Annotated in this window: 22 protein-coding genes; 10 read left to right on the top strand and 12 right to left on the bottom strand. The window is 52.1% G+C overall.

Features of this window, described 5'->3' with window-relative positions; all coding sequences use genetic code 11:
* Positions 1–30: 30 nt before the first annotated feature.
* The 5 genes from melA to dctP form a co-directional block, all read right to left on the bottom strand.
* Positions 31–1,401, bottom strand: coding sequence for an alpha-glucosidase/alpha-galactosidase (gene melA / locus PsWM33_RS06265; protein WP_063299591.1), 1,371 nt, complete (start codon positions 1,399–1,401; stop codon positions 31–33).
* Positions 1,402–1,622: 221 nt separating this feature from the next.
* Complete coding sequence (locus PsWM33_RS06260; RefSeq protein ID WP_063299590.1) at positions 1,623–3,029, bottom strand: amidase; 1,407 nt, start codon at positions 3,027–3,029, stop codon at positions 1,623–1,625.
* Between the two features lie 11 nt (positions 3,030–3,040).
* Positions 3,041–4,303, bottom strand: coding sequence for a TRAP transporter large permease (locus PsWM33_RS06255; protein ID WP_063299589.1), 1,263 nt, complete (start codon positions 4,301–4,303; stop codon positions 3,041–3,043).
* The gene (locus tag PsWM33_RS06250) at positions 4,300–4,788 is read right to left on the bottom strand and encodes a TRAP transporter small permease (protein WP_063299588.1); all 489 of its coding nucleotides are present in this window, start codon (positions 4,786–4,788) and stop codon (positions 4,300–4,302) included. Before PsWM33_RS06250 ends, PsWM33_RS06255 begins: the two co-directional genes overlap by 4 nt.
* 57 nt (positions 4,789–4,845) lie before the next feature.
* Complete coding sequence (gene dctP, locus PsWM33_RS06245; RefSeq protein WP_063299587.1) at positions 4,846–5,844, bottom strand: TRAP transporter substrate-binding protein DctP; 999 nt, start codon at positions 5,842–5,844, stop codon at positions 4,846–4,848.
* Between the two features lie 133 nt (positions 5,845–5,977).
* On the opposite strand from dctP, the gene PsWM33_RS06240 reads away from it, so the two are divergent.
* Both PsWM33_RS06240 and PsWM33_RS06235 read left to right on the top strand, forming a co-directional pair.
* A complete protein-coding gene (locus PsWM33_RS06240; RefSeq protein ID WP_063291904.1) occupies positions 5,978–6,646 on the top strand; it encodes a TetR/AcrR family transcriptional regulator in 669 nt (222 codons plus the stop codon).
* 59 nt (positions 6,647–6,705) lie between these two features.
* On the top strand, positions 6,706–8,340 hold the full coding sequence (locus PsWM33_RS06235) for an AMP-binding protein (RefSeq protein ID WP_063299586.1): 1,635 nt from the start codon (positions 6,706–6,708) through the stop codon (positions 8,338–8,340).
* 78 nt (positions 8,341–8,418) lie between these two features.
* Here the strand turns inward: PsWM33_RS06235 and PsWM33_RS06230 are convergent, their stop codons facing one another.
* The 4 genes from PsWM33_RS06230 to PsWM33_RS06215 form a co-directional block, all read right to left on the bottom strand.
* Complete coding sequence (locus PsWM33_RS06230; RefSeq protein ID WP_063299585.1) at positions 8,419–8,706, bottom strand: DUF1330 domain-containing protein; 288 nt, start codon at positions 8,704–8,706, stop codon at positions 8,419–8,421.
* A gap of 79 nt (positions 8,707–8,785) precedes the next feature.
* Positions 8,786–10,285 carry an NCS1 family nucleobase:cation symporter-1 gene (locus PsWM33_RS06225; RefSeq protein WP_063299584.1) on the bottom strand — a complete coding sequence of 500 codons (1,500 nt, stop codon included), beginning with the start codon at positions 10,283–10,285 and terminating at the stop codon, positions 8,786–8,788.
* Positions 10,286–10,496: 211 nt separating this feature from the next.
* Positions 10,497–11,951 (bottom strand): dihydropyrimidinase, encoded by a 1,455-nt coding sequence (gene hydA, locus PsWM33_RS06220; protein WP_063296583.1) that lies wholly within the window; start codon positions 11,949–11,951, stop codon positions 10,497–10,499.
* 32 nt (positions 11,952–11,983) lie between these two features.
* Complete coding sequence (locus tag PsWM33_RS06215) at positions 11,984–13,255, bottom strand: Zn-dependent hydrolase (protein WP_063299583.1); 1,272 nt, start codon at positions 13,253–13,255, stop codon at positions 11,984–11,986.
* Between the two features lie 826 nt (positions 13,256–14,081).
* Between PsWM33_RS06215 and cofG the strand changes: the two genes are divergently transcribed.
* The 8 genes from cofG (at position 14,082) to PsWM33_RS06175 (ending at position 21,618) form a co-directional block, all read left to right on the top strand.
* Entirely contained in the window at positions 14,082–15,221 is a 1,140-nt protein-coding gene (gene cofG / locus PsWM33_RS06210; protein WP_193758292.1) for a 7,8-didemethyl-8-hydroxy-5-deazariboflavin synthase CofG, read from the top strand.
* On the top strand, positions 15,218–16,492 hold the full coding sequence (gene cofH / locus PsWM33_RS06205) for a 5-amino-6-(D-ribitylamino)uracil--L-tyrosine 4-hydroxyphenyl transferase CofH (RefSeq protein ID WP_063299582.1): 1,275 nt from the start codon (positions 15,218–15,220) through the stop codon (positions 16,490–16,492). The genes cofG and cofH overlap by 4 nt, the downstream gene beginning before the upstream one ends.
* Complete coding sequence (gene cofD / locus PsWM33_RS06200) at positions 16,489–17,472, top strand: 2-phospho-L-lactate transferase (protein WP_063299581.1); 984 nt, start codon at positions 16,489–16,491, stop codon at positions 17,470–17,472. The genes cofH and cofD overlap by 4 nt, the downstream gene beginning before the upstream one ends.
* A complete protein-coding gene (gene cofC, locus PsWM33_RS06195; protein ID WP_063299580.1) occupies positions 17,469–18,119 on the top strand; it encodes a 2-phospho-L-lactate guanylyltransferase in 651 nt (216 codons plus the stop codon). The genes cofD and cofC overlap by 4 nt, the downstream gene beginning before the upstream one ends.
* Positions 18,119–18,889: a coenzyme F420-0:L-glutamate ligase gene (gene cofE / locus PsWM33_RS06190; protein ID WP_063299579.1), complete on the top strand. Its 771-nt coding sequence runs from the start codon at positions 18,119–18,121 to the stop codon at positions 18,887–18,889. Before cofC ends, cofE begins: the two co-directional genes overlap by 1 nt.
* Positions 18,886–19,554, top strand: coding sequence for an NADPH-dependent F420 reductase (gene npdG, locus PsWM33_RS06185; protein ID WP_063299578.1), 669 nt, complete (start codon positions 18,886–18,888; stop codon positions 19,552–19,554). The genes cofE and npdG overlap by 4 nt, the downstream gene beginning before the upstream one ends.
* Positions 19,555–19,647: 93 nt before the next feature.
* Entirely contained in the window at positions 19,648–20,682 is a 1,035-nt protein-coding gene (locus tag PsWM33_RS06180; RefSeq protein ID WP_063299577.1) for a TIGR03842 family LLM class F420-dependent oxidoreductase, read from the top strand.
* Between the two features lie 306 nt (positions 20,683–20,988).
* Positions 20,989–21,618 carry a TetR family transcriptional regulator C-terminal domain-containing protein gene (locus PsWM33_RS06175; protein ID WP_063299576.1) on the top strand — a complete coding sequence of 210 codons (630 nt, stop codon included), beginning with the start codon at positions 20,989–20,991 and terminating at the stop codon, positions 21,616–21,618.
* 12 nt (positions 21,619–21,630) lie between these two features.
* On the opposite strand, the gene PsWM33_RS06170 is transcribed toward PsWM33_RS06175, so the two are convergent.
* From PsWM33_RS06170 to PsWM33_RS06160, 3 genes are read right to left on the bottom strand one after another with little or no spacing between them, the layout of a single operon-like run.
* Complete coding sequence (locus PsWM33_RS06170) at positions 21,631–22,392, bottom strand: ABC transporter ATP-binding protein (RefSeq protein ID WP_063299575.1); 762 nt, start codon at positions 22,390–22,392, stop codon at positions 21,631–21,633.
* Entirely contained in the window at positions 22,392–23,390 is a 999-nt protein-coding gene (locus tag PsWM33_RS06165; protein WP_063299574.1) for a FecCD family ABC transporter permease, read from the bottom strand. Before PsWM33_RS06165 ends, PsWM33_RS06170 begins: the two co-directional genes overlap by 1 nt.
* Positions 23,387–24,259 carry an ABC transporter substrate-binding protein gene (locus PsWM33_RS06160; RefSeq protein ID WP_063299573.1) on the bottom strand — a complete coding sequence of 291 codons (873 nt, stop codon included), beginning with the start codon at positions 24,257–24,259 and terminating at the stop codon, positions 23,387–23,389. The genes PsWM33_RS06165 and PsWM33_RS06160 overlap by 4 nt, the downstream gene beginning before the upstream one ends.
* Positions 24,260–24,344 lie beyond the last annotated feature (85 nt).

Below are 24,344 nucleotides of genomic sequence, written 5' to 3'. Positions count from 1 at the left end.
ATCGCATTTTTCTAATTGGCAGCGCTCATGTTACGCAGTTTCAAGCACTTGCTTCTGCGTCCAGGCTGGCAACCAGTCTTTATGCGCTTCCAAAAGCTCATCCACCATGGCCCAGATTTGCTCCAGATCCAGCTCTGCTGCAGTGTGAGGATCAAGCATTGCAGCGTGGTAGATATGCTCACGGTTTTCGGTCATAAGCGCTTCAACAGTCAGTTCCTGAGGACCAATGTTTGTGCGCATAAGTGCCGCCAATTGCGCTGGCAGTTTACCGATGTGCGTTGGTTGGATGCCGTTGCGATCAACCAGACAAGGCACTTCAACCGCACAGTCCTGTGGCAGTGAGGTGATGTAGCCTTTGTTTTGCACGTTGCCATAAATAACAGCAGGCTCACCTGTCCAGACAGAGTTCATGATGGTGGACGCATATTCCTGGCTGCGCTCCACTTCGATGCTCTCTGCATTTTTGTAGTCTTCCACCTGAGACTTCCAGCGTTCAATCTGCTCCACGCAGCGCACTGGATACTCATCAAGCGGAATGGAGAACTTTTCCAACAAGTCCGGGCGATCACGTTTGATAAACCACGGAACATACTCAGCAAAATGCTCTGAACTCTCAGTTACAAAATGGCCAAGACGGGTCAACATCTCGTAGCGCACCACGTTTTGACAGCGAGGGTTCCATGTGGACGGCTTTGGATAGCGGCCTTCGCGGTAGCCTTCTATCAATCTTGGATAGAGGTCCTCAAATGTGCCGTCTTCCTTGACTTCTTCCAGATACTGGTAGAATGCCATGTGATTGATGCCTGCACATTTAAAGCGAATATTTGCAGGATCGATATCAAGGTCGTGAGCGAGCTCTTTGACAGTGCCCTGAACAGAATGGCAGAGGCCTACCTGTTTGATTTGTGGATACTTTTGAGCAATGGCCCAGGTGTTGATCGCCATTGGGTTCACGTACTGAAGCATGACCGCATCCGGGCATACTTTGAGTATATCTTCGCAGATGCTCCAGAGGTGTGGAACAGTGCGCAGACCGCGCATGATGCCACCGATACCAAGAGTGTCGGCGATGGTCTGGCGGAGGCCGTATTTCTTCGGAATTTCGAAGTCGGTGACGGTGCAAGGCTCAAAGCCGCCGATCTGGAACGCGACAACTACAAAGTCAGTGGAATCAAGCGCTTCCATCTGATTGGTGTACGTTGAAACTGTTGCGCTCACTCCCAGCGTCGAAATCAGTTTACGCGCCACAATCTCAGATTCACCAAGGCGTTCTTCGTTGATATCCATCAGAGCAACATGGGCGCCGGAGAGCGCTGGACGTTGCAGAATATCGCCGATGATGTTCTTCATGAACGTGGTGGAACCGGCGCCAATGAAGGTGATTTTGGGGTTTCGGGCCATGCTTTTCTCCCATTTTCTGAAGAGCTCGCCAGCGCTTCAGATTGCATAGTTCTTGAGGGGATAACCGGAAAGCCTTGAGACGGGCGTCTCTGAGCTATCCTTTGATGAAAAACTATGGATCAGCGCCTCATTTTTCTTCCCGTTTTCTATTCTAAATTTCCGGAAACCACGGCAATTCAGGCCCTGATTTGCATTATTGACCTCCAGATCACAGGCAATGACTACATCATAGCGCTTGGTGCCGGAGCGAGCTGGGAAGAGATAAATCCGTTGTCCTCCAGCACTTTAGCCGTTCTGAAGAGGTGCTCTTCGCCATAACGCGGGCCGATGAGCTGGATGCCGACAGGAATACCGTCGTGGGTATCATGAATGGGAATGCTCATAGCCGGGAGGTCAAGAAAGTTTATAGCACCGAGATAGGTGTTTGTATTTGCTATATCTTTAAGGCTCTCGACCGATTTGATATCTGCGCCTGCCGCGAATGCGTTTTTTGTGCAAACAGGTGAAAGGATTACGGGATATTTGCGTTGAAATTGGTCAATCAGGCGATGATAGTGCGATCTGGAAGCCAAAGCCTGCGCGTAGCCATGATAATCCATTGGCGGTACCAACTGTGTGTAGTACTCAAAAATAGTCTGCAGTTGCTCAGATCCAAAACGCTCGATTACGCTCTCCTTCTGGAGTGCGACTTCGGTGATGAGAAGAGATGTGTAACGTGTATAGACTTCTTCGATAAAATCGATGCTGGTGTTCTCCACCTTGTATCCCTGCTGCGCCAGCACCTCGCCTGCTTGCTTCAGAGCTTCATTGATTTTTGGATCAGCGCCTGGTGGAGTGATAAGCGCGACGCTGTTTGGGAAGATCTTGTCCTCATCTATGTCCGGCAGTGACCATGTATCCAGATCGTAATAGCCCTTCATTACATCATAAGCGAGTTTGAGGTCGTTTACCGAGCGTGCGAGTGGTCCTTGTGCTGAGGAGAGCTGGATAGTGATTGGGCGTTCTGCAACTGCGGTCGCATTGTAAAACGGTATGCGGCCGTGTGATGGACGCAATCCCAGCACGCCGCAGCAGAAGGCTGGCAATCTGATTGAGCCGCTGAGATCTGAGCCATGGGCGATGTATCCGACACCAGCTGCCAGTGAGCTCCCTGCTCCACCGCTTGAACCGCCCGGTGTTCGGGACGCATTCCACGGATTGAGGGTCTGGCCGAACAAAGTGTTGTCCGTATGAAAGCGCCAAGACATTTCTGGTGTGTTTGTGCGCCCAATTGGGATTGCCCCTGCCTGTTTCAACCTCTGAACAAGGGGAGCATCCTGCTTAGCAATCAGGCCAGCAAATGCCTTCACGCCGTTGTTTGTGGAGGCGCAAGCCTGATCGATGTTTTCTTTGATGGTGACGGGTATGCCGTGGAGCGGGCCTAACGGATCGCCGCGCTGTACCGCCTGATCTGCTTGCTCCGCCGCCTGACGGGCCTGATCATCAAAGCGAGTGGTGATGGCATTCAGGTGCGCTGTTTCATCAATACGTGCCAGATGCTGTTCAATCACCTCACTGCATGTAATCTGCCTGTCACGGATTGCCTGAGAAATTTCGACTGCCGTCATTTTGAACATATCTTCAATCATTTACGAGTTCCTCAGCTTACAAAAAAGAGTGAGAGATCAGGCAGAAAGGTGACGAGCAGCAGCACACAGAGCATAATCAGGACAAATGGAATAACTGACCTTGTGACAGTCCAAAAGCTTTCTTTGAAAGCCTGAGAGGCAACCACAAGATTGATGCCCACAGGTGGTGTCAGCAGGCCAATCTCCAGATTGATGATCATGATTACGCCGAGATGCACTGGATTGATGCTGTAGATCGTTGCGACGGGGAGCATAATGGGCGCCATGATCAGCAGGGCAGAAATGATTTCCATAAAGAACCCAACCATCAGCAGAAGGATGTTGAGGCCGATCAGGAACATCCATTTTTCTTCGACGTGCGAGGACAACCATTGCGCCAGCTGGCTTGGAACTTGCTCTGTGGTCAGCACCATGTTCAAAGTTGCGGCGATCGCAAAAATTGGGAGCAGGCCGCCGAGCATCTGGGTTGTGTGAATGACAGCATCCCAGAGCTGGGCCAGTGTAAGCTCTTTATAAATAAACAGCTCGACAACAAGCGCATAGGCCAAAGCGATGGCAGCGCTTTCTGTGGCTGTGAAGTATCCGGAGTAGATGCCCCCAAGCAGAATGACTGGCATGAGCAGGGACCAAATTCCGTTGGTGATTGCACTGCCAGCTGCGCTCACGTCAAAGCCTGTGCGTGGGATCATTCTGTTAGCCCAGGCAGAATAGATCGCCAAAGCGATGGAAAGCAAAAGCCCAGGAATGACGCCTGCCAGAAACATATCGGTGATAGAAGTTTCGGTGACCAGACCGTAGATGATCATCGGAATGCTGGGCGGGATGACGACACCGAGCGTTCCTGCACTCGATAACGCTCCCAGAGAATAACTGGTGGAATATCCCTGCTCTCGCAGTGCCGGGTACAGCACAGATCCAACCGCGAGCAGCGTAACCATGGAGGAGCCCGAAATTGCAGCAAAGAAGGCGCAGGAGAGGATTGTTGCTACGCCGAGACCACCTGATAAAGACCCGGTCAATGCTTTGAGGACAGCAACGAGACGCTCAGCAATCGCACCGCGGCTCGTGATGGAACCACACAGCAAAAAGACGGGAATGGACAGCAATGCCTCACGATCCAGCGCAGCCCAGAAATCCTCAGCCATGAATATCAGCTCGCCATCGCTATAAAGCAGCTGGACCGCCCCACCGAGCACCATCAAGATCACGATGAGGTTCTGCCGCAATACCAGCATCACCAAAACGGCGAGTGTGAGAAGGAGCGCATAGGTCATTCTGCATCTGCCTCCTCTGGCCTCAACGAGGGCAACAGCATGAAGCCGAAATATCTGAGGGCGTTGGAGCAGAACGCGTAGGGCATGATGGTCTGGAACCACCAGAGCGGCCAATCCACCACTGGCACGAGGAACCCGATCTCGTAGGACGAGCGTACCAACTCAAACGAGACATAGCCCGCGAGCAGGAAAAGTGCACCGCTCAAGCCATCTCCCAGTCGCTGCAGAAGGTTTTTCCAGGCTTCTGGCAACAAATGGTCTGTGACCTTGGGGCGGATGTGGGTGCCGGATGATGTTGCAAGGCCAAGGCCGAGCATGCCAGCAAAAATGGCGGCAAACAGAGCAATTTTGCTGCTGTGCATCAAGGAGAGATCGAAAAACTCTCGTGCAACGACATCTCCCAACATGGCCAACACCACGATGATGTAGGCCAGAGCAGCAAATGTCGCTTCAAATCGGTACAGCAGCTGGAAAAATCGCCTCATGCAAATTGAAAAGAGCCCTCAAAATACGGTGGGCTCTTCCTTTCACGTGTCATGGAATCAAAGCATACAGGCTTTCTTTGCCTCTAGAATCTTAGGCCAGACTTCTTGCGCCTGCCCGCCGATTGAGCTCACCAACTGATCCCGCAATGGCAGGACAGCTGTTTTCCATTCCTCGCGTTGCTGCGCTGAAAGCTTATGGACGTGCCCGCCCTTTTCCTGAAAGCCGGCAAGCATGTCTTTAGCCATGGAGCGCACTTCATCTCGCAGGCCCTGGACAGGCACCAGAGCGCTGGTGATGCTGTCCTGTTCGTTTTTACTCAGCTTCTTCCATGTGCGCATGCTCATGACCAATGCTCCAGACTGGTGAAGATGCGCGGAGAGCGTGAGGTGCGGTGCGAGTTTGCCCATGCCCATGGCCACATAGGTCATGGCTGGCAGTGTTCCGCCCTCAACCATTCCGGTTTGCAGCGCTGACGGTGTCTCAGCAAGGGCCAGAACAACACCGTTTGCACCCATCCCCTGCCAGAAGTTGACTGAGTATTTTGCAGGTGCTGCGCGCACTTTCACGCCCTTCACATCGCCTGGCGCAAGAAATGGCTTTTTGCCGAAGGTATGGATCCAGCCCAGCTCGTTCCATTGCAGGAACTTGAAGCCCTTTTTCTCAAAAAGAGGTTCAAAAACAGGCGTGAGATGTTTGTCCATTGCGCAATCAATTTGCGCGTAACTGTCCCATAAAAAAGGCACTCCCATCAGTGCCATTTCCGGCACGACAGTGGAGAACGCAGTCATGGAACTGCCAAGAATATCAATGCGTCCGCGAATGGTTTTCTGCACCATCACTGGTTCTGTACCGAGTTGGCCTGCATGAAATAATTTCGCGCTTATTGCTCCATTGGAATTGAGAGAAATCTTATGCGCAATGGCTTCTACATGGTTTACCCATGGGGTACCCAAAGGCGCACTGGTTGCAAGTTTCAGCTCTTTGGCAGCCTGTGCACCACTCATAGATAATGTGAAAGATAGTGCCGCCCCCAGCAATAATTCGCGTAATTCCATAGCCCCCCCAATATGTTCCCAAATCACACATGCATTCTGCTATTATCAGTGGCCCCAAGCCAAGAGATGTTATAGTTTGGCAACACAATTATCATTATCAAAAACAGAACTTATCGTCTAGTTTGAGTGTAAAATGAAATCTTATAAGCCAAAACAAAAACGAGGCTATGAGGCGGAGCAGAATTTCCTGCAAGCTGCAAAAACGATTTTTGCCAAAGAGGGTGTAGCGCGGGCGCGGGTTTCAGACATTGTTCAACTTGCAGGTTCGTCTACGGGTAATTTCTACTTTCGCTTCAAGAACAAGGAAATGTTGTTCGAGCGCCTTTTTGAGATTTACGAGGAGCATGCTCAACGCCTTATTCAGGATCTGCAAGATCCCCTCGGCTCGCTTGAGAGTACCATCTACTTTGTGACAGCTTTGAACCACAAGCTGCTGCAGGAGAATGTTGGCCTGTATCGCGCCGCTCATGAGATCTCAGCAAAGGAGCCTGAGACCTGGAAGCGCTTCCAGCAGCTGACCATCATGACAGCAGAGCGTATTCTTGAACTCAGCACCCCTTATAAGGACCAGATTCCATTTGAGGACTGGGAGATGCAGGTGCGGCAGACGGTTCAGCTCATTACCGGGTTCACCGCCAATCAAGCCATTCGCAATGCCGGCCCTGCCCGTTTTGGATCGCAGGCAATGGTTGATATGCTTTTCATGGCAGCTATGGGCTCACTTGGCCTTGCTCCTCCTAGGGATTTTGAAGAGGAAAAAGAAAAAATCCATAAGATATTGAATGATGAACGATATTCCTAAAGCGTAAGCTGAAAGAATATTCTAATATACGCGTATAGGTTTTAATTTTGGGAGGAATTATGACTGATACACTTAGTGCTCCAACCTGGACACCTACTGTATTCACCAAGCCAATTGATGTGAACGGTTACAGGTCTGTGATCGAGATATTTGAAGAGGCCAATGGCCGATTTGCAAACAATGTCGCCTTCACCAATTTTGGCCAGTCACTTACATTTAAAGACGTTGATGAGAGGTCTCGCGCAGTTGCTGCCTATTTGCAGAATGAGCTGGGCCTGAAGAAAGGCGACCGCGTCGCCATTATGCTGCCAAATATTCTGGCGTTTCCGGTTCTCATGTTCGGCATATTGCGCGCCGGACTGGTGCAGGTGAACGTCAACCCTATGTACACACCGCGCGAGCTGAAACACCAGCTCAACGATGCGGACACTGATACGATCTTTATTTTCTCGGGCTCCAGCCCGACGCTTGCAGAGGTTGTTGCCGATACACCAATCAAAAATGTGGTGATTGCCAATGTAGGTGATGCATCTGGTGTGGACATGCCCTCACCGCCTCCACACGAGATGTTTGCAGACCGCCTGACAGTCTCAGATGTTCTTGAAAAAGGTGAGCAACTGGACTTTACGCCGCCGCAGATTAATCCGAGTGACCTGATTTACCTGCAGTATACGGGCGGTACCACTGGCCTTTCCAAAGGCGCCGCGCTGAGTCATGGCAATCTGGTGGCCAATATTGCACAGTTTGATGCGGCGACAGACGGGTTTATGCGGGCTGGTGAGGAGATCGTGATTACGGCGCTGCCGCTCTATCATATCTTCGCGTTGATGGTGAACTGCGTGTCATTTTACTGGTTAGGATCCCGCAATGTGCTGATCACCAATCCACGCGATATGCCGGGGTTTGTCAAAGAACTTAAGAAGTGGAAGTTCAGCGTGATCACCGGGGTGAACACGCTTTTCAATGGCCTGCTGCATACCCCGGGCTTTGATGAGCTGGACTTCAGCAACTACAAATTTGCCATGGGCGGCGGATCAGCCATTCAACGGGCAATTTCGGATAAGTGGAAACAGGTTACCGGTCACCACATTATTGAAGGATATGGTCTGAGTGAGACCTCGCCGATCCTTTCGGTGAACCCGTTTGACAGCACCGAGTTTACCGAGACCGTTGGCCAGTCCATGCCAAAGACTGAGATCAAGCTGCTGGATGCGGAGGACAATGAAGTTCCGCTTGGCCAGCCAGGTGAGCTTTGTGCACGCGGGCCGCAAATCATGCAGGGATACTGGCGCAAACCGGAGGCAACCGCTGCGGTGATGACGCCGGACGGGTTCTTCCGCACCGGTGACATTGCGATCATGGACAAGCGCAACAACTTCAAGATTGTCGACCGCAAGAAAGACATGGTGCTTGTGTCTGGCTTCAACGTATACCCCGCAGAGGTCGAGGCTGTGATAGCTGAGATCAAGGGTGTGGTTGAAGTGGCTGTTGCAGGTACACCTGACGAGCGTACTGGCGAAGCGGTGAAAGCGTTTGTTGTGCGCAACAACGAGGATGTTACGCCAGAAGCCATGCAGGATTACTGCCACAACGCGATGGCGGCTTATAAGGTGCCGAAATACGTGGAGTTTTTGGAAGAGCTTCCGAAATCTACCGTGGGCAAGATCTTACGCAGGGAATTGCGAGAGAAATAAGTTTCTCACCAGAAGACATAAAAAGAGCCGCAGTTTGATCGCTGCGGCTTTTTTCGTTTCATCCGATACAGATGCGCGTTATGCGCCTTCCACGATGATGATGTTGGCAATGCCAGCGTTTTCACGGTGTTTCTTGGCCGCCTGATACTCTTCGCTGTTATAACACGCCATCGCGGTTTCCATGTCGGCAAACTCGATCACCACGTTGCGGGGATGGTTTGCGCCTTCCAGATCCTCAAACTTGCCGCCGCGGGCCAGAACGTTGGCACTGTACTTTTTGAATGCAGTAGAAGCTCCGTCTGCGTAGAGCTTGTAGGGCTCAGGATCTGTGACTGTGACGTGAGCGACCCAATAGGCTTTTGGCATTTTCTCTTCCTTTGAAACAGGAAGAAGCGGCGCATGATACGCCGCCCCTTCTTCTCGTTATTTATAGTGTGTCTGCCTGTTACTTGTTCAGGATTTTCGCCAGAATTAGGTAGGCGATACCTGCCGCGAACAGACCAACGAACCATGCATAGGTGTAGATGGTCGCGAACAGTGGTGAGGCTGGACCTGAGAGACCTACGCCTGCCAGGAAACCTGGAAGGTTTGGCAGGATACCGATGATCAGCGCAAGCACACCTGCCCAGTTCCAGCCGTTTGAGCCAGAATAGATGCCGTTGTGCTTGAACAGGTCTTCCACGTTGAGCTTGGTTTTGCGCAGCAGGTAGTAGTCTGCCAGCATAATTCCCGCGATTGGACCCAGCAGTGCTGAGTAGGCAATCAACCAGCCAATGATGTGGTTCACGAGTATCCATGGGAACATCACAAGGCCAATAGCCGCTGTGATGTAACCACCGGTGCGCAGGTTGATGGATTTCGGTGCCAGGTTGGAGAACCCGTGTGCCGGAGCCACAACGTTTGCCGCCAGGTTGGTGGTGAGCGTTGCAACGATGAGTGCGAACAGAGCGATGATAATGCTCATGCCACCCATTTTTTCAGCCAGGACAATTGGATCCCAGATTGGCTCACCGAAGATCACCACAGTTGCGGAGGTTACCGCAGAAGCGATGAACGCAAACAGCGCCATTGGGATTGGAAGGCCAACAGCCTGCCCCATGAACTGGTCTTTCTGGCTTTTTGCATAGCGCGTAAAGTCAGGAATGTTCAGTGCAAGGGTTGCCCAGAAGCCGACCATGCCTGTGAGGCTTGGCCAGAAGACGGACCAGAACTGGCCTTCTTTAGGCTGACCTTCAGCAAACTGGCTTGGAGTGGAAAGCATTGCGCCGAACCCACCTGCATTGACATAAGCCCATGCCAGCAGTGCCAGACCCATTGCAAGCAGGAATGGCGCTGCATAAGTTTCCAGCCAACGGATGGATTCTGTACCGTTTTTGATGAAGTACAGGTGCAGTGCCCAAAACGCCATGAAGCAGGCAAACTGGCCTGCATTGATGCCCAGAATTGGGAGCGGGTCACCTGCCAGTGCTCCACTCATGAGCGTGTTCAGGATCACGTAGATCGCAGAACCGCCAACCCATGTCTGAATACCGAACCAGCCACAAGCCACGATACCACGGGCGACTGCTGGAAATTTGGCACCAGCTGGACCAAAGGACGAGCGCAGCAGCACCGGGAATGGAATACCATACTTGGTGCCTGCATGGCCGATCAGGACCATTGGAATGAGAACGATTGCGTTGGCGAGCAGGATCGTCATGACCGCCTGATCCCAGCTCATTCCTGCGCCAATCAGATAGGACGCGAGCAGATAAGTTGGGATACAGACCACCATCCCGACCCAGAGCGCGGAGATGGAAACCCAGTTCCATGTACGAGCTACAGCAGCGGTTGGCAGCTGATCTTCGTTGTAAAGATCACCGTCGATTCCGACGAGTTCCTGATGGATAATACCAAACTCGTCCGGGACGACATTCCCGGTTGAGCCTAGAGTTGAGTCCGACATCGAGTAATTCCCCTCAGATTAAAGGCAGCAGATCCCCTCTATAAAAACTACTGCGTTTAATGACCAGCCCGCGTACCCCACGCGGACCTGATGGCATATCGCAGTGCTTTTTAGCTCTGCGACATGCTCTAAATTGTTGTTTTCAGGCGCCTCTTGTTCCGAAAGCCAGTGTCCTCTTTTCGGAGATGCACCTTTTGCTCTGTGTGCAGACTTATACGCCTGCTGGCATCAATTCTGGCCGGCGCTCAACTTTGCGAGGCGCTGTGATTTCCTTCCACTTGGACAGAGCGGCGCCGACCGGAGCATTTGGCTCGCGACCAACGAATTCACCGTGACCTGGCTCGGTTTTAACCGTACTTTCCTCAATCGCGACTTTGCCACGGGTGAGTGTGAAGCGTGGCAGACCGACCACTTCCCTGCCTTCAAACACGTTGTATTCGACGCAGGACTGCTGATTTGCAGCAGTGATTGTTTTTGAGCGGTTAGGATCCCAGACAACAATGTCGGCATCCGCTCCTTCAAGAATTGCACCTTTTTTAGGATACATATTCAGGATCTTGGCGATATTGGTGGAAGTGACAGCTACGAACTCGTTCATGGTCAGGCGGCCTGTGCGCACACCGGTTGACCAGAGCATTGGCATGCGGTCTTCCAAACCGCCTGTACCGTTCGGGATCTTGGTAAAGTCGCCAACACCAAAGCGTTTCTGCTCCAATGTAAAGGCGCAGTGGTCAGTTGCGACCACCTGCAATGAGCCGGACTGCAAGCCTGCCCAAAGGCTATCCTGATGCTGTTTGTTGCGGAACGGAGGCGACATGACGCGCTGTGCGGCGTGGTCCCAATTCGGGTTGGCATACTCGCTGTCATCCAGTGTCAGGTGCTGGATGAGCGGTTCCCCATACACACGCATGCCTTTTTGACGGGCGCGGCGGATGGCTTCATGGGCCTGCTCACAGCTTGTGTGCACGATGTAGAGCGGTACACAAGCCATATCCGCGATCATGATTGCACGGTTGGCTGCCTCACCTTCCACTTCCGGCGGGCGAGAATAAGAATGCGCTTCCGGACCGTTGTTGCCTTCTGCCAGCAGTTTTTGCTGCATGGTGGCGACTACATCACCGTTCTCGGCATGGACGAGCGGCATTGCACCAAGCGCGGCACAACGTTGGAAAGATGCGAACATTTCGTCATCATCCACCATCAACGCACCTTTATAGGCCATGAAATGTTTGAAGGTGTTGATGCCGCGATCAACTACCTCCTGCATTTCGTTAAAGACCTGCTCGCCCCACCACGTGACAGCCATGTGGTAGGAGTAATCCGAGCATGCTGCGCCGGACTTCTGCTGCCAGATGGCAAGCGCTTCCATCATGGACTGGCCGGGAGATGGCAGACAAAAGTCCACCACCATGGTTGTGCCGCCAGCAAGGCCTGCCCTTGTGCCAATCTCGAAGTTGTCTGCAGAATGCGTTCCCATGAACGGCATTTCCAGATGCACGTGCGGGTCAATCCCGCCCGGCATGACATAACAGCCGGTGGCATCCAGCGTTTCATCACCGGAGAGGTTCTTACCTATTTCGATGATCTTGCCACCGTCAACCAGCACATCAGACTTGTAGGTTCTATCGGCAGTTACAATCGTGCCGCCTTTGATAACTTTAGACATATTGCAGTCCTCAACTCTTTCAAATCTTTGGGTTATTCGGCTGGCTCGGTGGTATCTTGCTCAATTTCCGCGTACTCAAGCACTGCATGGAACAGCACGTCAGCACCTGCAGTTGCCCACTCTCTTGAAATCTCTTCGTCTTCGTTGTGGCTCAAACCATCCACGCATGGGCACATGATCATGGCTGTTGGCGCTACACGGTTTATCCAGCAAGCATCGTGGCCTGCGCCGGAAATGATGTTGCGGTGAGAATAGCTCAGGCGCTCTGCTGCATTGCGCACGGCAGAGACGCAGCCTTCATCGAAGGTGACCGGATCAAAGTGACCGACGGCTTCGATCTCGATGCCCAGACCAAGTTCTTCTGCGATTTTCGGTGCTTCAGCTTCCAGTTTGGCTTTCATGCCATCCAGAACGTCCTGATGCGGGGAGCGGAAATCAATGGTGAAGACGGTTTTACCCGGAATCACATTGCGGCTGTTTGGATAGACGTCGCAATGTCCAATGGCGCCAACGGCTTCTGGCTGGTTCTCCATGGCAATCTGGTGCACCAACTCTGTGATGCGCGCCATGCCAAGACCTGCATTTTTGCGCATTGGCATTGGGGTTGAACCGGTGTGGCTGTCTTTTCCTGTGAGGGTGACCTGCAGCCACCAGAGCCCCTGACCGTGGGTGACAACACCGATGTCTTTTTCCTCGATTTCGAGGATTGGTCCCTGCTCAATGTGGAGTTCAAACATGGCATGGAGTTTGCGCGCGCCGACTGGCTCCTCGCCCACATAGCCGATGCGCTTCAGCTCATCGCCAAACTTTTTGCCTTCTGCATCTTCGCGATCATAGGCCCAGTCCTGCGTGTGCATACCAGCAAACACACCAGAGGCCAGCATAGCCGGTGCGAAACGGGCGCCCTCTTCGTTGGTCCAGTTGACCACCTCAATTGGGCGTTTGGTTTTTATGCCACGCTCACGAATGGAGCGGATCACTTCCAGACCTGCAAGTACACCAAGCACACCATCATACTTGCCACCAGTTGGCTGCGTATCCAAATGAGAGCCGATCATGATCGGATCAAGGCTCGGATCTTCCCCTTCCAGCCGGGCAAACATATTGCCCATGGTATCGATGTGCATTGACATGCCTTCAGCCTCACACCAGATGGTGAAAAGCTTGCGGCCCTCGGCATCTTCGTCTGTGAGCGTCTGCCTGTTGTTGCCGCCACGAACACCGGGTCCGATTTGGGCCATATCCATAAGGCTACGCCACAGTCTGTCACCATTAATACGATGATTTGAGCCAAGTTTACTCATAAGTCTCTCCGATAACGCTTTTACAACGTCGTTTTATTCAACTCACCCGCGCTTTATTCTTTGTAATCACAACGGGCTCGCCATAGTTATCTGGTCTCCCGAAGGAGTATAAAACTGATAAAACCGATGAGGACTTTCGCAGGATTCAAGCTGTATCTCTTTTTTTGACAGGACGGACGGATTGCAACCGCACATAAACAAGCTGCAGGCAAAATATGTCAAAAATTCAATCTACTAGATTTCCCGCAGGGTTATTTTTCCCATTTGGAACAGAGTAGGTATCGTATGCAGAGGTGGCCCCCTCATACAATAGCTTAGTTCAGCTTAAATCTTGGATATTCCCCTCCCAAAACTTTGGGTAAATTGGACCAAACAGTCAATTATCTGTCAACCCACCTTCAAAATTTGTTTCAGGCTTCTGATACTAGTAAGAAATATCTCTAACATTACAAGGGGTAAGCCGATAAATTAGCCGACCTCTCTCTCAGCATACCGCTATCTCACACAAGAAAGCTCCACAACTTAGTTTATTTTTCGCACCTAATTATAAAAGTGTAACAAATAGAACAGACAAAGCCTCAGCGGATAAATATGCGAGTAAAGTTCACTATCTATTCTGCCAAGATAAGCTTTAACAAGAAAAAACTAACTTAGAGACCTCTAATGCTGCACTGCAAACTTACCCAAAAAGCTCTGCATCACTCCAAATTTATATTTTGGAGGACAGGTTATATTTGCATTGCAAAACAGATATTCTGCCTTAGAGATAATTCTTGCTTGACTAACTGGTAGTTGCCGATATTTTTTGACCGAGAGGTAAAAAATTATGTTGACTGCTGACCAAGCGCGATACCTGGGGGAAGTGCAAGGCTCAGATCTTCGGGATCTGATGCAACAGGCTGCTACAGTAAAGCTTCAGTATTGGGGCAACACTGTCACCTACTCCCGTAAAGTTTTTGCACCACTGACAAACATGTGCAGGGATACATGTACGTATTGCACATTTGTCAAACACCCCAGCTCGCCCGAAGCCAACATCATGACACCGGAGCAAGTGATGCGTACGGCGCGTCAGGGTGAAGAGACCGGATGTAAGGAACTGCTGTTCAGTCTGGGTGAGAAGCCCGAACTGCGCTACGAGCAGGCGAAAGCGGCTCTGGCAACGCTTGGCTACAGTTCCATGGTAAGCTATCTGGCGGATGCCTGTGAGATGGTGCTGGGGGAAACAACTCTCCTGCCCCACGTGAATGCGGGTACGCTGAGCGATGAAGAGATTGATCAGCTTCGCCCCTTTGCCGCCTCTATGGGCATGATGCTGGAGACAACCAGTCGTCGATTGATGAAAGAAGGCCAACCGCATTACGGCTGTCCGGATAAGGCTCCTGTCCAGCGCCTGCGGACTTTGGAACGTGCTGGACAAAAGAAGATCCCGTTTACCACCGGACTGCTGATCGGCATTGGCGAGACGTGGGAAGAGCGCATTGAAGCACTCGAGGCTATCAATGAAAGCCATGCTCGGCACGGCCATATCCAGGAAGTGATTATCCAGAATTTCCAGCGCAAGCCAGGGATCGGAATGGAAAACCATCCGGAACCTTCGCTGGATGACATGCTGCGCACGCTGGCCGTGGCCCGGTTGATCCTTTCACCAAAAATCAGTCTTCAGGCACCGCCAAATCTGAGTGAGCGACATATGGAATACCTGAGTGCGGGTATCAACGACTGGGGCGGCATTTCGCCGGTTACCATTGATTTCATCAACCCACAGCACCGCTGGCCAGTGATTGATGAGCTTGCACAATCTACTCAGCTGGCAGGGCAGAAGCTGGAAGAGCGCCTGACCGTTTATCCGAGTTATCTGCGCGATAAAACCGAGTTTGTTGACCCTGCTGTGCTTTCAAAATCACAAGGGCTTTGGGAACAGATGGGTTCCTCTGCCTCGCTTCAGTCAGGAGGCACCCTATGACCCTTCACAATTTCCCGCAGCGCGCCGGTGATACGCCAGAGTTTCGCAGTGTTAGCGCTCCCGTTCGTGATATTTTGAGCAAGGCGCTGGCTGGTAATGAGGTTTCTCAAGCTGAAGGCGAATGCCTGTTCCGTGCCTCAGCAGAAGAATTTCCAGCTATTGCCTATGTGGCGGATACGCTTCGTCAGCGGTGCAATGGTGATCGGGTGGGCTTTGTAGTTAACCGGAACATCAACTTCACCAATGTCTGCTACATGGGCTGCAAGTTTTGTGGATTTGCCAAGCGAACCGAAGACCCTGGCGCCGAATGGCTGGTGCCTGAGCAAGTTGTGGCACGGGCGCAGGAAGCTTGGGACCGCGGAGCGACTGAGGTCTGCATTCAGGGTGGACTGCACCCGAAAATGGAAGGCACTTATTATCGTGAGCTCGTGCTGGCAATCAAAAAAGCGCTGCCGGACATGCACATCCATGCGTTTTCGCCGTTTGAGGTTTGGTATGGTGCGGCCAAGACCAAGCAGTCTTACACGGACTTTCTTCAGGACCTGAAGGATTGCGGGCTGGGTTCCCTGCCCGGTACAGCGGCGGAAATTCTGGACACAGATATTCGCCAGCAGCTGACCCGTAACAAATTGAGCACCGAGAAGTGGGTGGAGATCATCAAAGCGGCCCACGAGATTGGAATTTCGACCACCGCAACGATTATGTACGGCCATATTGATGGACCGGAGCATTGGGCGGCTCACATCGCCTTGCTGCGCGATATTCAAAAGGAAACCGGAGGCTTCACCGAACTGGTGCCCCTGAGCTTCGTTCACTCCGAGAGCCCACTTTATACGGCGGATCCGAAAAACGTGCGCCCTGGTCCGACTGATTTGGAAGTACGCAAGATGCATGCAGTTTCGCGGATTATGCTGCATGGCTGGATCGACAACATTCAGGTTTCCTGGACTAAGCTTGGTGCTGAGTTTGCCTCTGATCTTTTACAATGCGGCGTGAATGATCTGGGCGGCACTTTGATGAATGAGAGCATCTCCCGCTCTGCTGGGGCGGCTCATGGGCAGGAAATCACAGCCTATGAGATGTGCCAAGTCATTCAGGAAGCAGGCAGAGAGCCTGTTCAGCGCAACACCATTTATGGCGTGATCAATGATTTTGCCGATGGATTGCCAGAACAACAGGCGCCATTGGTTGCCCGCGCACATTCCGGGCTGCTGAACTTCCTGACTGAGGCTGATGGTGCGCCTGTACAAGCGGCTGGAGGTGCTGGATGAGCTCAAACACGCCTATCAAAGTCACTTTGATTGCCGGAGGGGTTGGCGGCGCCAAAATGGCGGAAGGCCTGTATCATCTGGAGAACGTAGAGCTTTCCATCATCGGCAACATTGCAGATGACGAAGCTTTCCACGGCCTTTGGATTTCGCCGGACATTGATACCCTCACCTACACGCTTGCCGATGTGATTGATCGCCAACAAGGTTGGGGTGTGGCGGATGAAGGCCACCGCGCGTTAGACACGCTCTCTAAACTGGGTGACGATACATGGATGTCACTTGGAGACCGTGATTTTGGTCTACACATCTACCGCACACACCGACGCCGTCAGGGAGATCGCCCAACGCATATTGCACGTGATATCGCCAAGAGCTTTGGCCTTGAGTGCGAGATAATTTTGCCAACGGACGATACGGTTCAAACGCGTGTGAGAACGGAGGCAGGTTGGCTGAGCTTTCAGGAATACTTCGTCAAAGAGCGCTGTGCGCCTGAGGTTCGGGAGCTGCATTACGATCATATCGAGGACGCGCATGCCACTGAGGAAGCCTTGAGCGCACTTGCTGAGGCAGACTTGATTGTGGTTGCACCAAGCAACCCCCTCGTGAGCATTCTGCCAATCCTGAAAATTTCCGGTATTCTGGAAACGGTGAAGGCCTCCAAGGCTCCAAAGGTTGGAGTTTCGCCGATCATCAATGGCGGTGTCGTGAAAGGCCCTGCGGACCGGATGCTGGCTTCTCTTGGCTATGAAGCATCAGCCTTTGGCGTGGCGCAGATTTATGCGGATTTTCTGGATTGCTTTGTGATTGACCACGCAGATGAGCAGCATGTGACTGCCATCAATGACCTTGGTCTGCGCACCTTCACGGACACGATCCTTATGAAGACCCGCGATGACAAAGTACAGCTGGCGGCGTCGCTTCTTGCCCTTTCCGATGTTGGCAGCGGAAAGTCATCAGAGGCTCGGGAGCTGAGCGCATGAAGGAAACCGCAGTTAAAACGCTTGTTGTTGTTCCGGTAAAGGATTTTGCGAGAGCCAAGTCGCGTCTCGGACCGGATCTTGATGCCAATGAACGGGCCATCGTGGCTGCGAACTTATTTGCGCAGACCGTTGCCTTCCTGCAGGACACCCAGGCACGCAGCAGCACGCCCTTTGAGATTGCAGTGGTCACAAGTTCAGCGGATATCGCAAAAGCCGTGACTGATCATCGCCTTCACTTGATCTTAGAGGGACAGGAAGATGGACTGAACTGTGCACTGACCACTGCTGCTCTTTGGGCAAAAGCGCATGATTACGAGACACTATGCGTTTTACCTGCCGATATCGCAGCTCCTGACTTTGGTGAGTTTGAGCGGCTTCTGGGACTTGTTGGTTCGCCGAATTCACTGGTTTTGTGCCCGGCACATGACTACGGCACCAATGTGCTGATTGTGACGCCGCCGGATGCCATTTCGTTCACCTATGGCAGTTCATCCTTTCTGAAGCATCAGGCCCAAGCGGCAGAGCGTGGTTTGAACTGCGTGATCGTTCCGTCCTCCTCCTTTTCCAGAGATATCGACTATATGGAAGATTTGAGCGCACATCAGCCCCGGCTCCGTGCAAAACGTTCCGATCGGAGAGCTGTTTGATGCATACACTTTCCCTACATGCGATACCGAACATTCCAGAGATCAATCCCGGCGATGATCTCGCTGCTATTTTGGGCGATGCCATTGAGGCAACTGGGCTTTCTTTGCAAGACGGAGACGTCCTGACATCTGCGCATAAGATCTTCTCCAAGGCGGAAGGCCGCATTGTGAGACTGTCAGATGTCACTCCTTCTCAAGACGCTAAGACCTATGCGGAAGAGCTGAACAAAGACCCGCGCAAGGTAGAGATTATCCTGCAGGAAAGTACTCGCGTGGTTCGTCATTTTAAGCGTCCGACACAAAATGAAGGGACGATGATCTGTGAGCACCGTCTGGGATTCATTTCTGCCAATGCGGCAGTCGATGAATCCAACAGTAGCACAGATGAAACGCTCATTTTGCTGCCAGAAGACCCGGATGCCAGCGCTACCCGCATGCAGGAAGCCCTTTCCAAACGCTTTAACGCCGAAATCGGCTTTGCCATTACAGACACTTTTGGACGGCCCTGGCGACTTGGTCAGGTGAACGTGGCTGTGGGCCTTGCCGGTGTTCCGGCAACAATCAAAGAACAAGGCAACTCGGATGCACATGGGCGCTTGCTCAGTGTGACCGAACCCGCCTTTGCAGATGAGTTGGCCGCGGCTTCCGGTCTGGTGATCAGCAAAGCAGGCCAGACACCTGTTGTGCTGTTTCGCGGACTGAACTGGACGCAGGAAGCGAGTTCGGCACAGGATTTAATAAGATCTAAGAAGGAGGACATGTTCCGATGACATTAGCAATTATCGGAGGAACCGGGCCACAGGGTCAGGGGCTTGCACTCAGGTTTGCACGTGCGGGCGTTCCCGTTGCGCTTGGCTCTCGTGATGCAGTTCGCGGCAAGGAAATTGCCGAGGAGTTGATGAGCAAGCTCCCAGAAGATTCTGCGCAGATCAACGGTATGGGTAACGAGGATGCGGTGGCAGCGGCTGGCGAGTGCGTTATGCTTGCTGTGCCTTATGCAGCGCACGACGCAACGTTAAACGCCCTGAAACTGCACCTTGTTGGCAAAATCCTGATCGACATTGTTGTTCCGCTTGCCCCAGGTGACCCGAAGACCGTCGAAATGCCGCCAGAAGGCTCTGCTACTGAGGCTGCACAAGCATTGCTTGGGCCAGACATTCCTGTTGTGGGCGCATTGCACAATGTTTCGGCCACGACTTTGAACAATCTGGATTGGCCGATCAACTGCGACATCCTCGTGTGCGGTGACAACCTTGCTGCCCGCAAGGTGGTGATGGAGCTGGTCAACAAGCTCGATGTGAAAACCTACAATAGCGGCAATGCAAAAGCAGCACGCTGTATTGAGGCGATTACCCCGATCCTCATTCGTCAGAACATTTCAAAAGCTGTGCCGTTTACACATGCGGGAATCCGCATCTGGGCACCGGATCACTAAGACTTTTTCGGGCGTATCCTTCTTCGAAAACCAACTGCCGTTTTTCGAGGGTACGTTTTGAACAACACCTTACTATTTGTGAAGGAGACACACATGGACTTTGGTATTTGCTTTAAAGGGTTTGTAGAACCAGAGCGCGCTAAGGCACTGGTTCGTCAGGCTGAAAATGCTGGTTTCAAATATTGCTGGTTCTATGACAGTCACATTTTGTGGCGTGAGAGCTTCGTGGCTATGGCAATGTGCATGGAACACACCAAAAACATGCGTTTTGGACCATGCGTGACCAACCCAAACACCCGTGACTGGTCTCATGCAGCCAGCTTGTTTGGTTCGCTTGCCAAACAGTCCGGCGGTCGTTTTGATATTGGTCTGGGCCGCGGCGACAGTGCTGTGCGCGTAATGGGCAAAAAGCCAGCCCCGCTGAAGCGTCTGGAAGAATTCACTCACACTGTTAAAGCTCTGATCCGTGGTGAAGAAGCGCAGTACGGTGAATGCCCTGAGCCAGTGAAGTTCCCATGGGCGGATGGTTATGAGCTCCCTGTCTGGGTTGCGGCTTATGGGCCAAAAGCGTTGAGCTCTGCTGGCCGCGTAGGCGATGGCCTTATTCTTCAGATTGCGGAGCCTGGCATTTGTAAATGGCTTGGCGATCAGGCAGTTGCAGCTGGTGAAGAAGCTGGCCGTGACATGAGCAACTTCGGCATTATGGCAGCTGCTCCTGCTCATACAGGCACACTGGAAGAAGGCATTGAGAAGACCAAATGGTTCCCTGCTATGGTAGGCAACCACGTGGCGGATATCGTTGAGAAGTATGGATCAAACACCGATCAGGTGCCTGCATCCCTGACGTCTTACATTGAGAACCGTCGTGGTTATGACTATTCCAAGCACGGTCAGAGCGACAATCCGTTCCTCGACTTCATTACCGATGATATCGTTGAAAGCTTTGCAGTTCTCGGCCCACCTGAAAACCACATTGAAAAGCTAAACAAGCTGAAAGATGCGGGCATCACTCAGTTCAACATCTATCTGGACAGTGGTGACGAAGAGAAGATCATCGCAGATTACGGCGAAAAGATCATTCCGGCATTTAACGCGAACAATGCAAAAACACCGGAAGCTGTCAGCTAAGCAAACACGGGCCGGGTTCCATATGAGCCCGGCCTTTTCTCTTATTAGAGCATGCTGTGTTCATGTGCATTCACGCATCAAGCTCTAACTCTTTATTTTTACGCGTATTTTTGTCTGAAAACCGGAACCACTTTTCAGGGATACGTTTTATTGCAGAAAAACAACAATTATTGGGTGAGCTGCCTCATCACGACTTTTCTACTAGTGTTTAGCTTGATATGAGCACTGTGTTTTCGTAGGTGCTAACCTACTCATATACCGAACGAGTATTTCTAGGTTCGGTGCTTAAGCAATTTGGAAAAGAGTATGGCTAAGGCTTCTGAAGCAAAAGGCAAAACACGAATTCAGATCGAGAAGACTGAGAAGATCCTCGCAGCTGCGCTGGATGTGTTCTCAACCTATGGATTTCGTGGATCTACGATCGATCAGGTCGCTCAGCAAGCTGGTTTGTCCAAGCCGAACCTTTTTTATTATTACGACAGCAAAGATGCCATTCATGCAGAGCTGATTGAACGGTTGCTGTACATTTGGCTTGATCCTCTGCATCAGCTCAATCCTGAAGGTGAGCCCATTGAAGAAATTTGCGCGTATGTACGCCGCAAATTAGAGATGGCGCGGGATTACCCTAGGGAAAGCCGCCTGTTTGCCAACGAGATCTTGCAGGGCGCACCAAGAATCAAATCTCTGATTGCGGGGCCTTTGAAGTCACTGGTGGATGAGAAGACAATTGTTATTCAAGGCTGGATGAATGAGGGCAAGGTAGCCGACACAGACCCTTACCATTTGCTGTTTTCAATCTGGTCTACCACCCAGCATTACGCTGACTTTGACAGCCAAGTACAAACGTTGCTTCCGGCAGATAAGTCTAAAGACCGCTTTAAAGAGGCGGCTGCGTACCTTGATCGCATGTTCCGCAAAAGCCTTGCTCCGGAATAATCGAAGAGCTTCTTACAGACGGGTTGTGGGCGTGATTACAGGCCCCTGCTCCGTTTGTAGAATATGGGCTTTGACGCGGTAGACATCCTGCACGCGCTCTTCGGTCAGCACCTCTTCCGGCGTACCATACGCAACCAGCTTGCCTTCTTTTAACATCGCGATCCGCGTGCACAGGCGGGCAGCGTATGTCCAGTCATGCAGGCTGACAAGCATTGATGTGCCTTGTTGTTGTAGCTTTTGAAAAATCTCCTGCAGCTCCAACTGGTGTTCCGGATCAAGTCCTGCCGTAGGCTCATCCGCAATGATCAATGGTGTTTTTTGCATCAATGCCCTACCGAGCAAAGCACGCGCCTTCTCTCCACCAGACACCTGTAGGATTGAGGCTTTTCTGATTGTTTCCAGCCCCAAACTTGCAATCGTTTCTTCCAGTTCCGCCTTGTGCTTGGGCATCCGCACGGAGCCCCCGATTGCTTCACAGCCCAAAGCCAGAATGCGTTCTACAGACAAATCCCAAGCCACATCACGTTCCTGCGCCATGTAAGCAACATGCTTGGAGAGTTGCTTGGCAGAGATGCTTTTGAGTGGCTGGTTGTCGTACCTGATGTTTCCATGAGACGGGATTAATCCGACCATAGCTTTCATCAGTGTGGATTTGCCTGAGCCGTTGGGGCCGATCAAGCCAACGATCTCGCCTTTACCAATCTCCAGATTGATTGAGGACAGGATATTCCTGGGGCCGTAGTTGACGGAAAGGTCTTTGAGTTGAAGTAACATCAGATCAAAGCCCTGCGTTGTTTGATAATCAGCCAAAGAAAGAATGGCGCGCCGACAATTGCCGTCAGCACTCCGAGCTTGAGGTTTGATTGTGGGCCAAACAGCTTCACAGTGATATCAGCAAGCGTGAGCAAGCAAGCCCCGGCAATGGCACTTGGTAGCAGAAGACGCTGTGGCTCTCCGCCTACCATTTTGCGCAGCAGATGAGGCACGATGAGGCCGATGAACCCAATTGTGCCCGTCACGGCTGTCACGGCACCCACACTGGCTGCAGTTCCCACAATGGCGCAAAACCGCAGACGTGGCAGTGATACGCCCATGGTATGAGCGGTTTCCTCACCCAAAGACAATGCATTGAGGCCTTTGCCCGTGATGAGCAGAAGGCTCCAGCCGATAAGAATGAACGGTGCAATGATATACAAATGTTGCATGGACCTGTCGTTCAGCGAGCCGAGCATCCAAAAGACGATTTCCATGGCAGCGAACGGGTTTGGCGACAGATTGAGCGCCAATGAGGTGAGTGCGGTCGCGATGCTTGAGATCGCTACGCCTGCAAGGATCAGTGTCAGCGTCTGGCCTCTACCACCTGCCAGCATGGGCAACAAAACTGCTGCAATCGCTGCGCCGAGCAATGCAAACGCTGGCAGCGCGAAAGGCATGGTGATTGTCAGGCCGGTGTAAATTGCGATGACGGCACCCAGACTTGCGGAGGAGCTGACGCCGATCAGGCCGGGCTCCGCCAAGGGATTGCGCAGGAGGCCCTGCAATACCGCACCGGATAGGCCAAGCGTTGCACCCGTGATTAAGCCCAGCAGGGCGCGTGGGACGCGGATTTCCCAGAAGACGATGGAAACTGGCGTTTTTTCTGCAGCAAATGCTGCTTTAATCAACTGCATGAATGTCAAATCAGCAGCGCCGATCATGAGCGAGGTAACAAACAAGGCAGTAGCGATCAGGCATAGTGCCATAATCAATGGAGCATCCGGATGCTTTGTCATTCGGTTTGCGCTCCTAGTTTGGTGGCTTGGTTGGCCAGTTTACCAATAGCTTGCGTCACAAACGGCAGACCACAAATGGTGTATTTGTCTTCAACCATGACGCGGCCACTGTTGCCGAGTGTTCGCTTCAATGCCGGGTGAGCGAGGAGTTCAAAAGCCAGTGCTGGTTTATCTGAGAACTGAGTGCCCTCAACAAGCAACTGTGGGTCTTCGAGGATCAGCAGCTCCAAAGGCAGCTTGCTCGTGCCCTTCAAGCCCAGATTATTGGCAATATTCTGCAGGCCTGCCGTTGTGATCAACTCATTGACGAGGCTACCATCTCCCGCTGTGTACCCATTGGCGTAGTAGACCCCTGCCCGCGCTCGTTCTGCTGGCTGAGTATCGATAAACTGCTGGATTTCAGAGGTGAACTGCTGTGCGAGTGCCTCAGCTTGTTGTTCACGTCCCAATATCTTACCGAGACGTCGTAGCTCTTTGGCGATGTCTGAGATGGTGCGAACGGGTGGCACCTGAACCACCGTTATCCCGAGACCACGCAGCATCTGCACTGTGGTTTGGTTTGTGTATGTCCCTGCGATCACCAGATCAGGGTTCATCAGATAGATTTCTTCTGCCCCGCCGAAGTTGACGGGATAGGCCTTTGCCTCTTCACTCATGACGGAGAGCGTTGGGTCAGATGCTAATTTGGAGACTGATACAAGTTGTTTTTTGCCTGCAAGCAGCATGGAAAACTGGTCGGTACACAGGTTCATGGAGACAACTCGCTTGGGTGCCTCCGCCTCGCTCTGGTCAGCGCGTGCAACGGCAGGACTGAATGCCAGAGCCATCAGAAACGCCATTTGCATGATCTTTTTGATCTTATTTCGCATTTCGACCTTTTGAGAGGCGTACAGACATTGGAAGGCAGCCCGAGCAGAGCCATCCCCTGCAAGATGCCGCTCAGCTTTCACCGAG

This window comes from Pseudovibrio sp. WM33 (assembly GCF_001623165.1).
Lineage (GTDB): Bacteria > Pseudomonadota > Alphaproteobacteria > Rhizobiales > Stappiaceae > Pseudovibrio.
Note: the sequence above shows the minus strand (reverse complement) of the source record. Positions and strands in the feature narration are given on the sequence as shown.

What these genes read in the sequence shown, in the direction of transcription:
- PsWM33_RS06255 (WP_063299589.1), bottom strand. Translation starts at nt 4,303, where the DNA reads ATGACCTATGCGCTCCTTCTCACACTCGCCGTTTTGGTGATGCTGGTA.
- cofD (WP_063299581.1), top strand. Translation starts at nt 16,489, where the DNA reads ATGAGCTCAAACACGCCTATCAAAGTCACTTTGATTGCCGGAGGGGTT.
- PsWM33_RS06215 (WP_063299583.1), bottom strand. Translation starts at nt 13,255, where the DNA reads ATGAGTAAACTTGGCTCAAATCATCGTATTAATGGTGACAGACTGTGG.
- PsWM33_RS06250 (WP_063299588.1), bottom strand. Translation starts at nt 4,788, where the DNA reads ATGAGGCGATTTTTCCAGCTGCTGTACCGATTTGAAGCGACATTTGCT.
- PsWM33_RS06225 (WP_063299584.1), bottom strand. Translation starts at nt 10,285, where the DNA reads ATGTCGGACTCAACTCTAGGCTCAACCGGGAATGTCGTCCCGGACGAG.
- PsWM33_RS06260 (WP_063299590.1), bottom strand. Translation starts at nt 3,029, where the DNA reads ATGATTGAAGATATGTTCAAAATGACGGCAGTCGAAATTTCTCAGGCA.
- PsWM33_RS06240 (WP_063291904.1), top strand. Translation starts at nt 5,978, where the DNA reads ATGAAATCTTATAAGCCAAAACAAAAACGAGGCTATGAGGCGGAGCAG.
- npdG (WP_063299578.1), top strand. Translation starts at nt 18,886, where the DNA reads ATGACATTAGCAATTATCGGAGGAACCGGGCCACAGGGTCAGGGGCTT.
- PsWM33_RS06235 (WP_063299586.1), top strand. Translation starts at nt 6,706, where the DNA reads ATGACTGATACACTTAGTGCTCCAACCTGGACACCTACTGTATTCACC.
- PsWM33_RS06180 (WP_063299577.1), top strand. Translation starts at nt 19,648, where the DNA reads ATGGACTTTGGTATTTGCTTTAAAGGGTTTGTAGAACCAGAGCGCGCT.
- PsWM33_RS06165 (WP_063299574.1), bottom strand. Translation starts at nt 23,390, where the DNA reads ATGACAAAGCATCCGGATGCTCCATTGATTATGGCACTATGCCTGATC.
- cofG (WP_193758292.1), top strand. Translation starts at nt 14,082, where the DNA reads ATGTTGACTGCTGACCAAGCGCGATACCTGGGGGAAGTGCAAGGCTCA.
- cofC (WP_063299580.1), top strand. Translation starts at nt 17,469, where the DNA reads ATGAAGGAAACCGCAGTTAAAACGCTTGTTGTTGTTCCGGTAAAGGAT.
- hydA (WP_063296583.1), bottom strand. Translation starts at nt 11,951, where the DNA reads ATGTCTAAAGTTATCAAAGGCGGCACGATTGTAACTGCCGATAGAACC.
- PsWM33_RS06160 (WP_063299573.1), bottom strand. Translation starts at nt 24,259, where the DNA reads ATGCGAAATAAGATCAAAAAGATCATGCAAATGGCGTTTCTGATGGCT.
- PsWM33_RS06170 (WP_063299575.1), bottom strand. Translation starts at nt 22,392, where the DNA reads ATGTTACTTCAACTCAAAGACCTTTCCGTCAACTACGGCCCCAGGAAT.
- melA (WP_063299591.1), bottom strand. Translation starts at nt 1,401, where the DNA reads ATGGCCCGAAACCCCAAAATCACCTTCATTGGCGCCGGTTCCACCACG.
- PsWM33_RS06230 (WP_063299585.1), bottom strand. Translation starts at nt 8,706, where the DNA reads ATGCCAAAAGCCTATTGGGTCGCTCACGTCACAGTCACAGATCCTGAG.
- PsWM33_RS06175 (WP_063299576.1), top strand. Translation starts at nt 20,989, where the DNA reads ATGGCTAAGGCTTCTGAAGCAAAAGGCAAAACACGAATTCAGATCGAG.
- dctP (WP_063299587.1), bottom strand. Translation starts at nt 5,844, where the DNA reads ATGGAATTACGCGAATTATTGCTGGGGGCGGCACTATCTTTCACATTA.
- cofE (WP_063299579.1), top strand. Translation starts at nt 18,119, where the DNA reads ATGCATACACTTTCCCTACATGCGATACCGAACATTCCAGAGATCAAT.
- cofH (WP_063299582.1), top strand. Translation starts at nt 15,218, where the DNA reads ATGACCCTTCACAATTTCCCGCAGCGCGCCGGTGATACGCCAGAGTTT.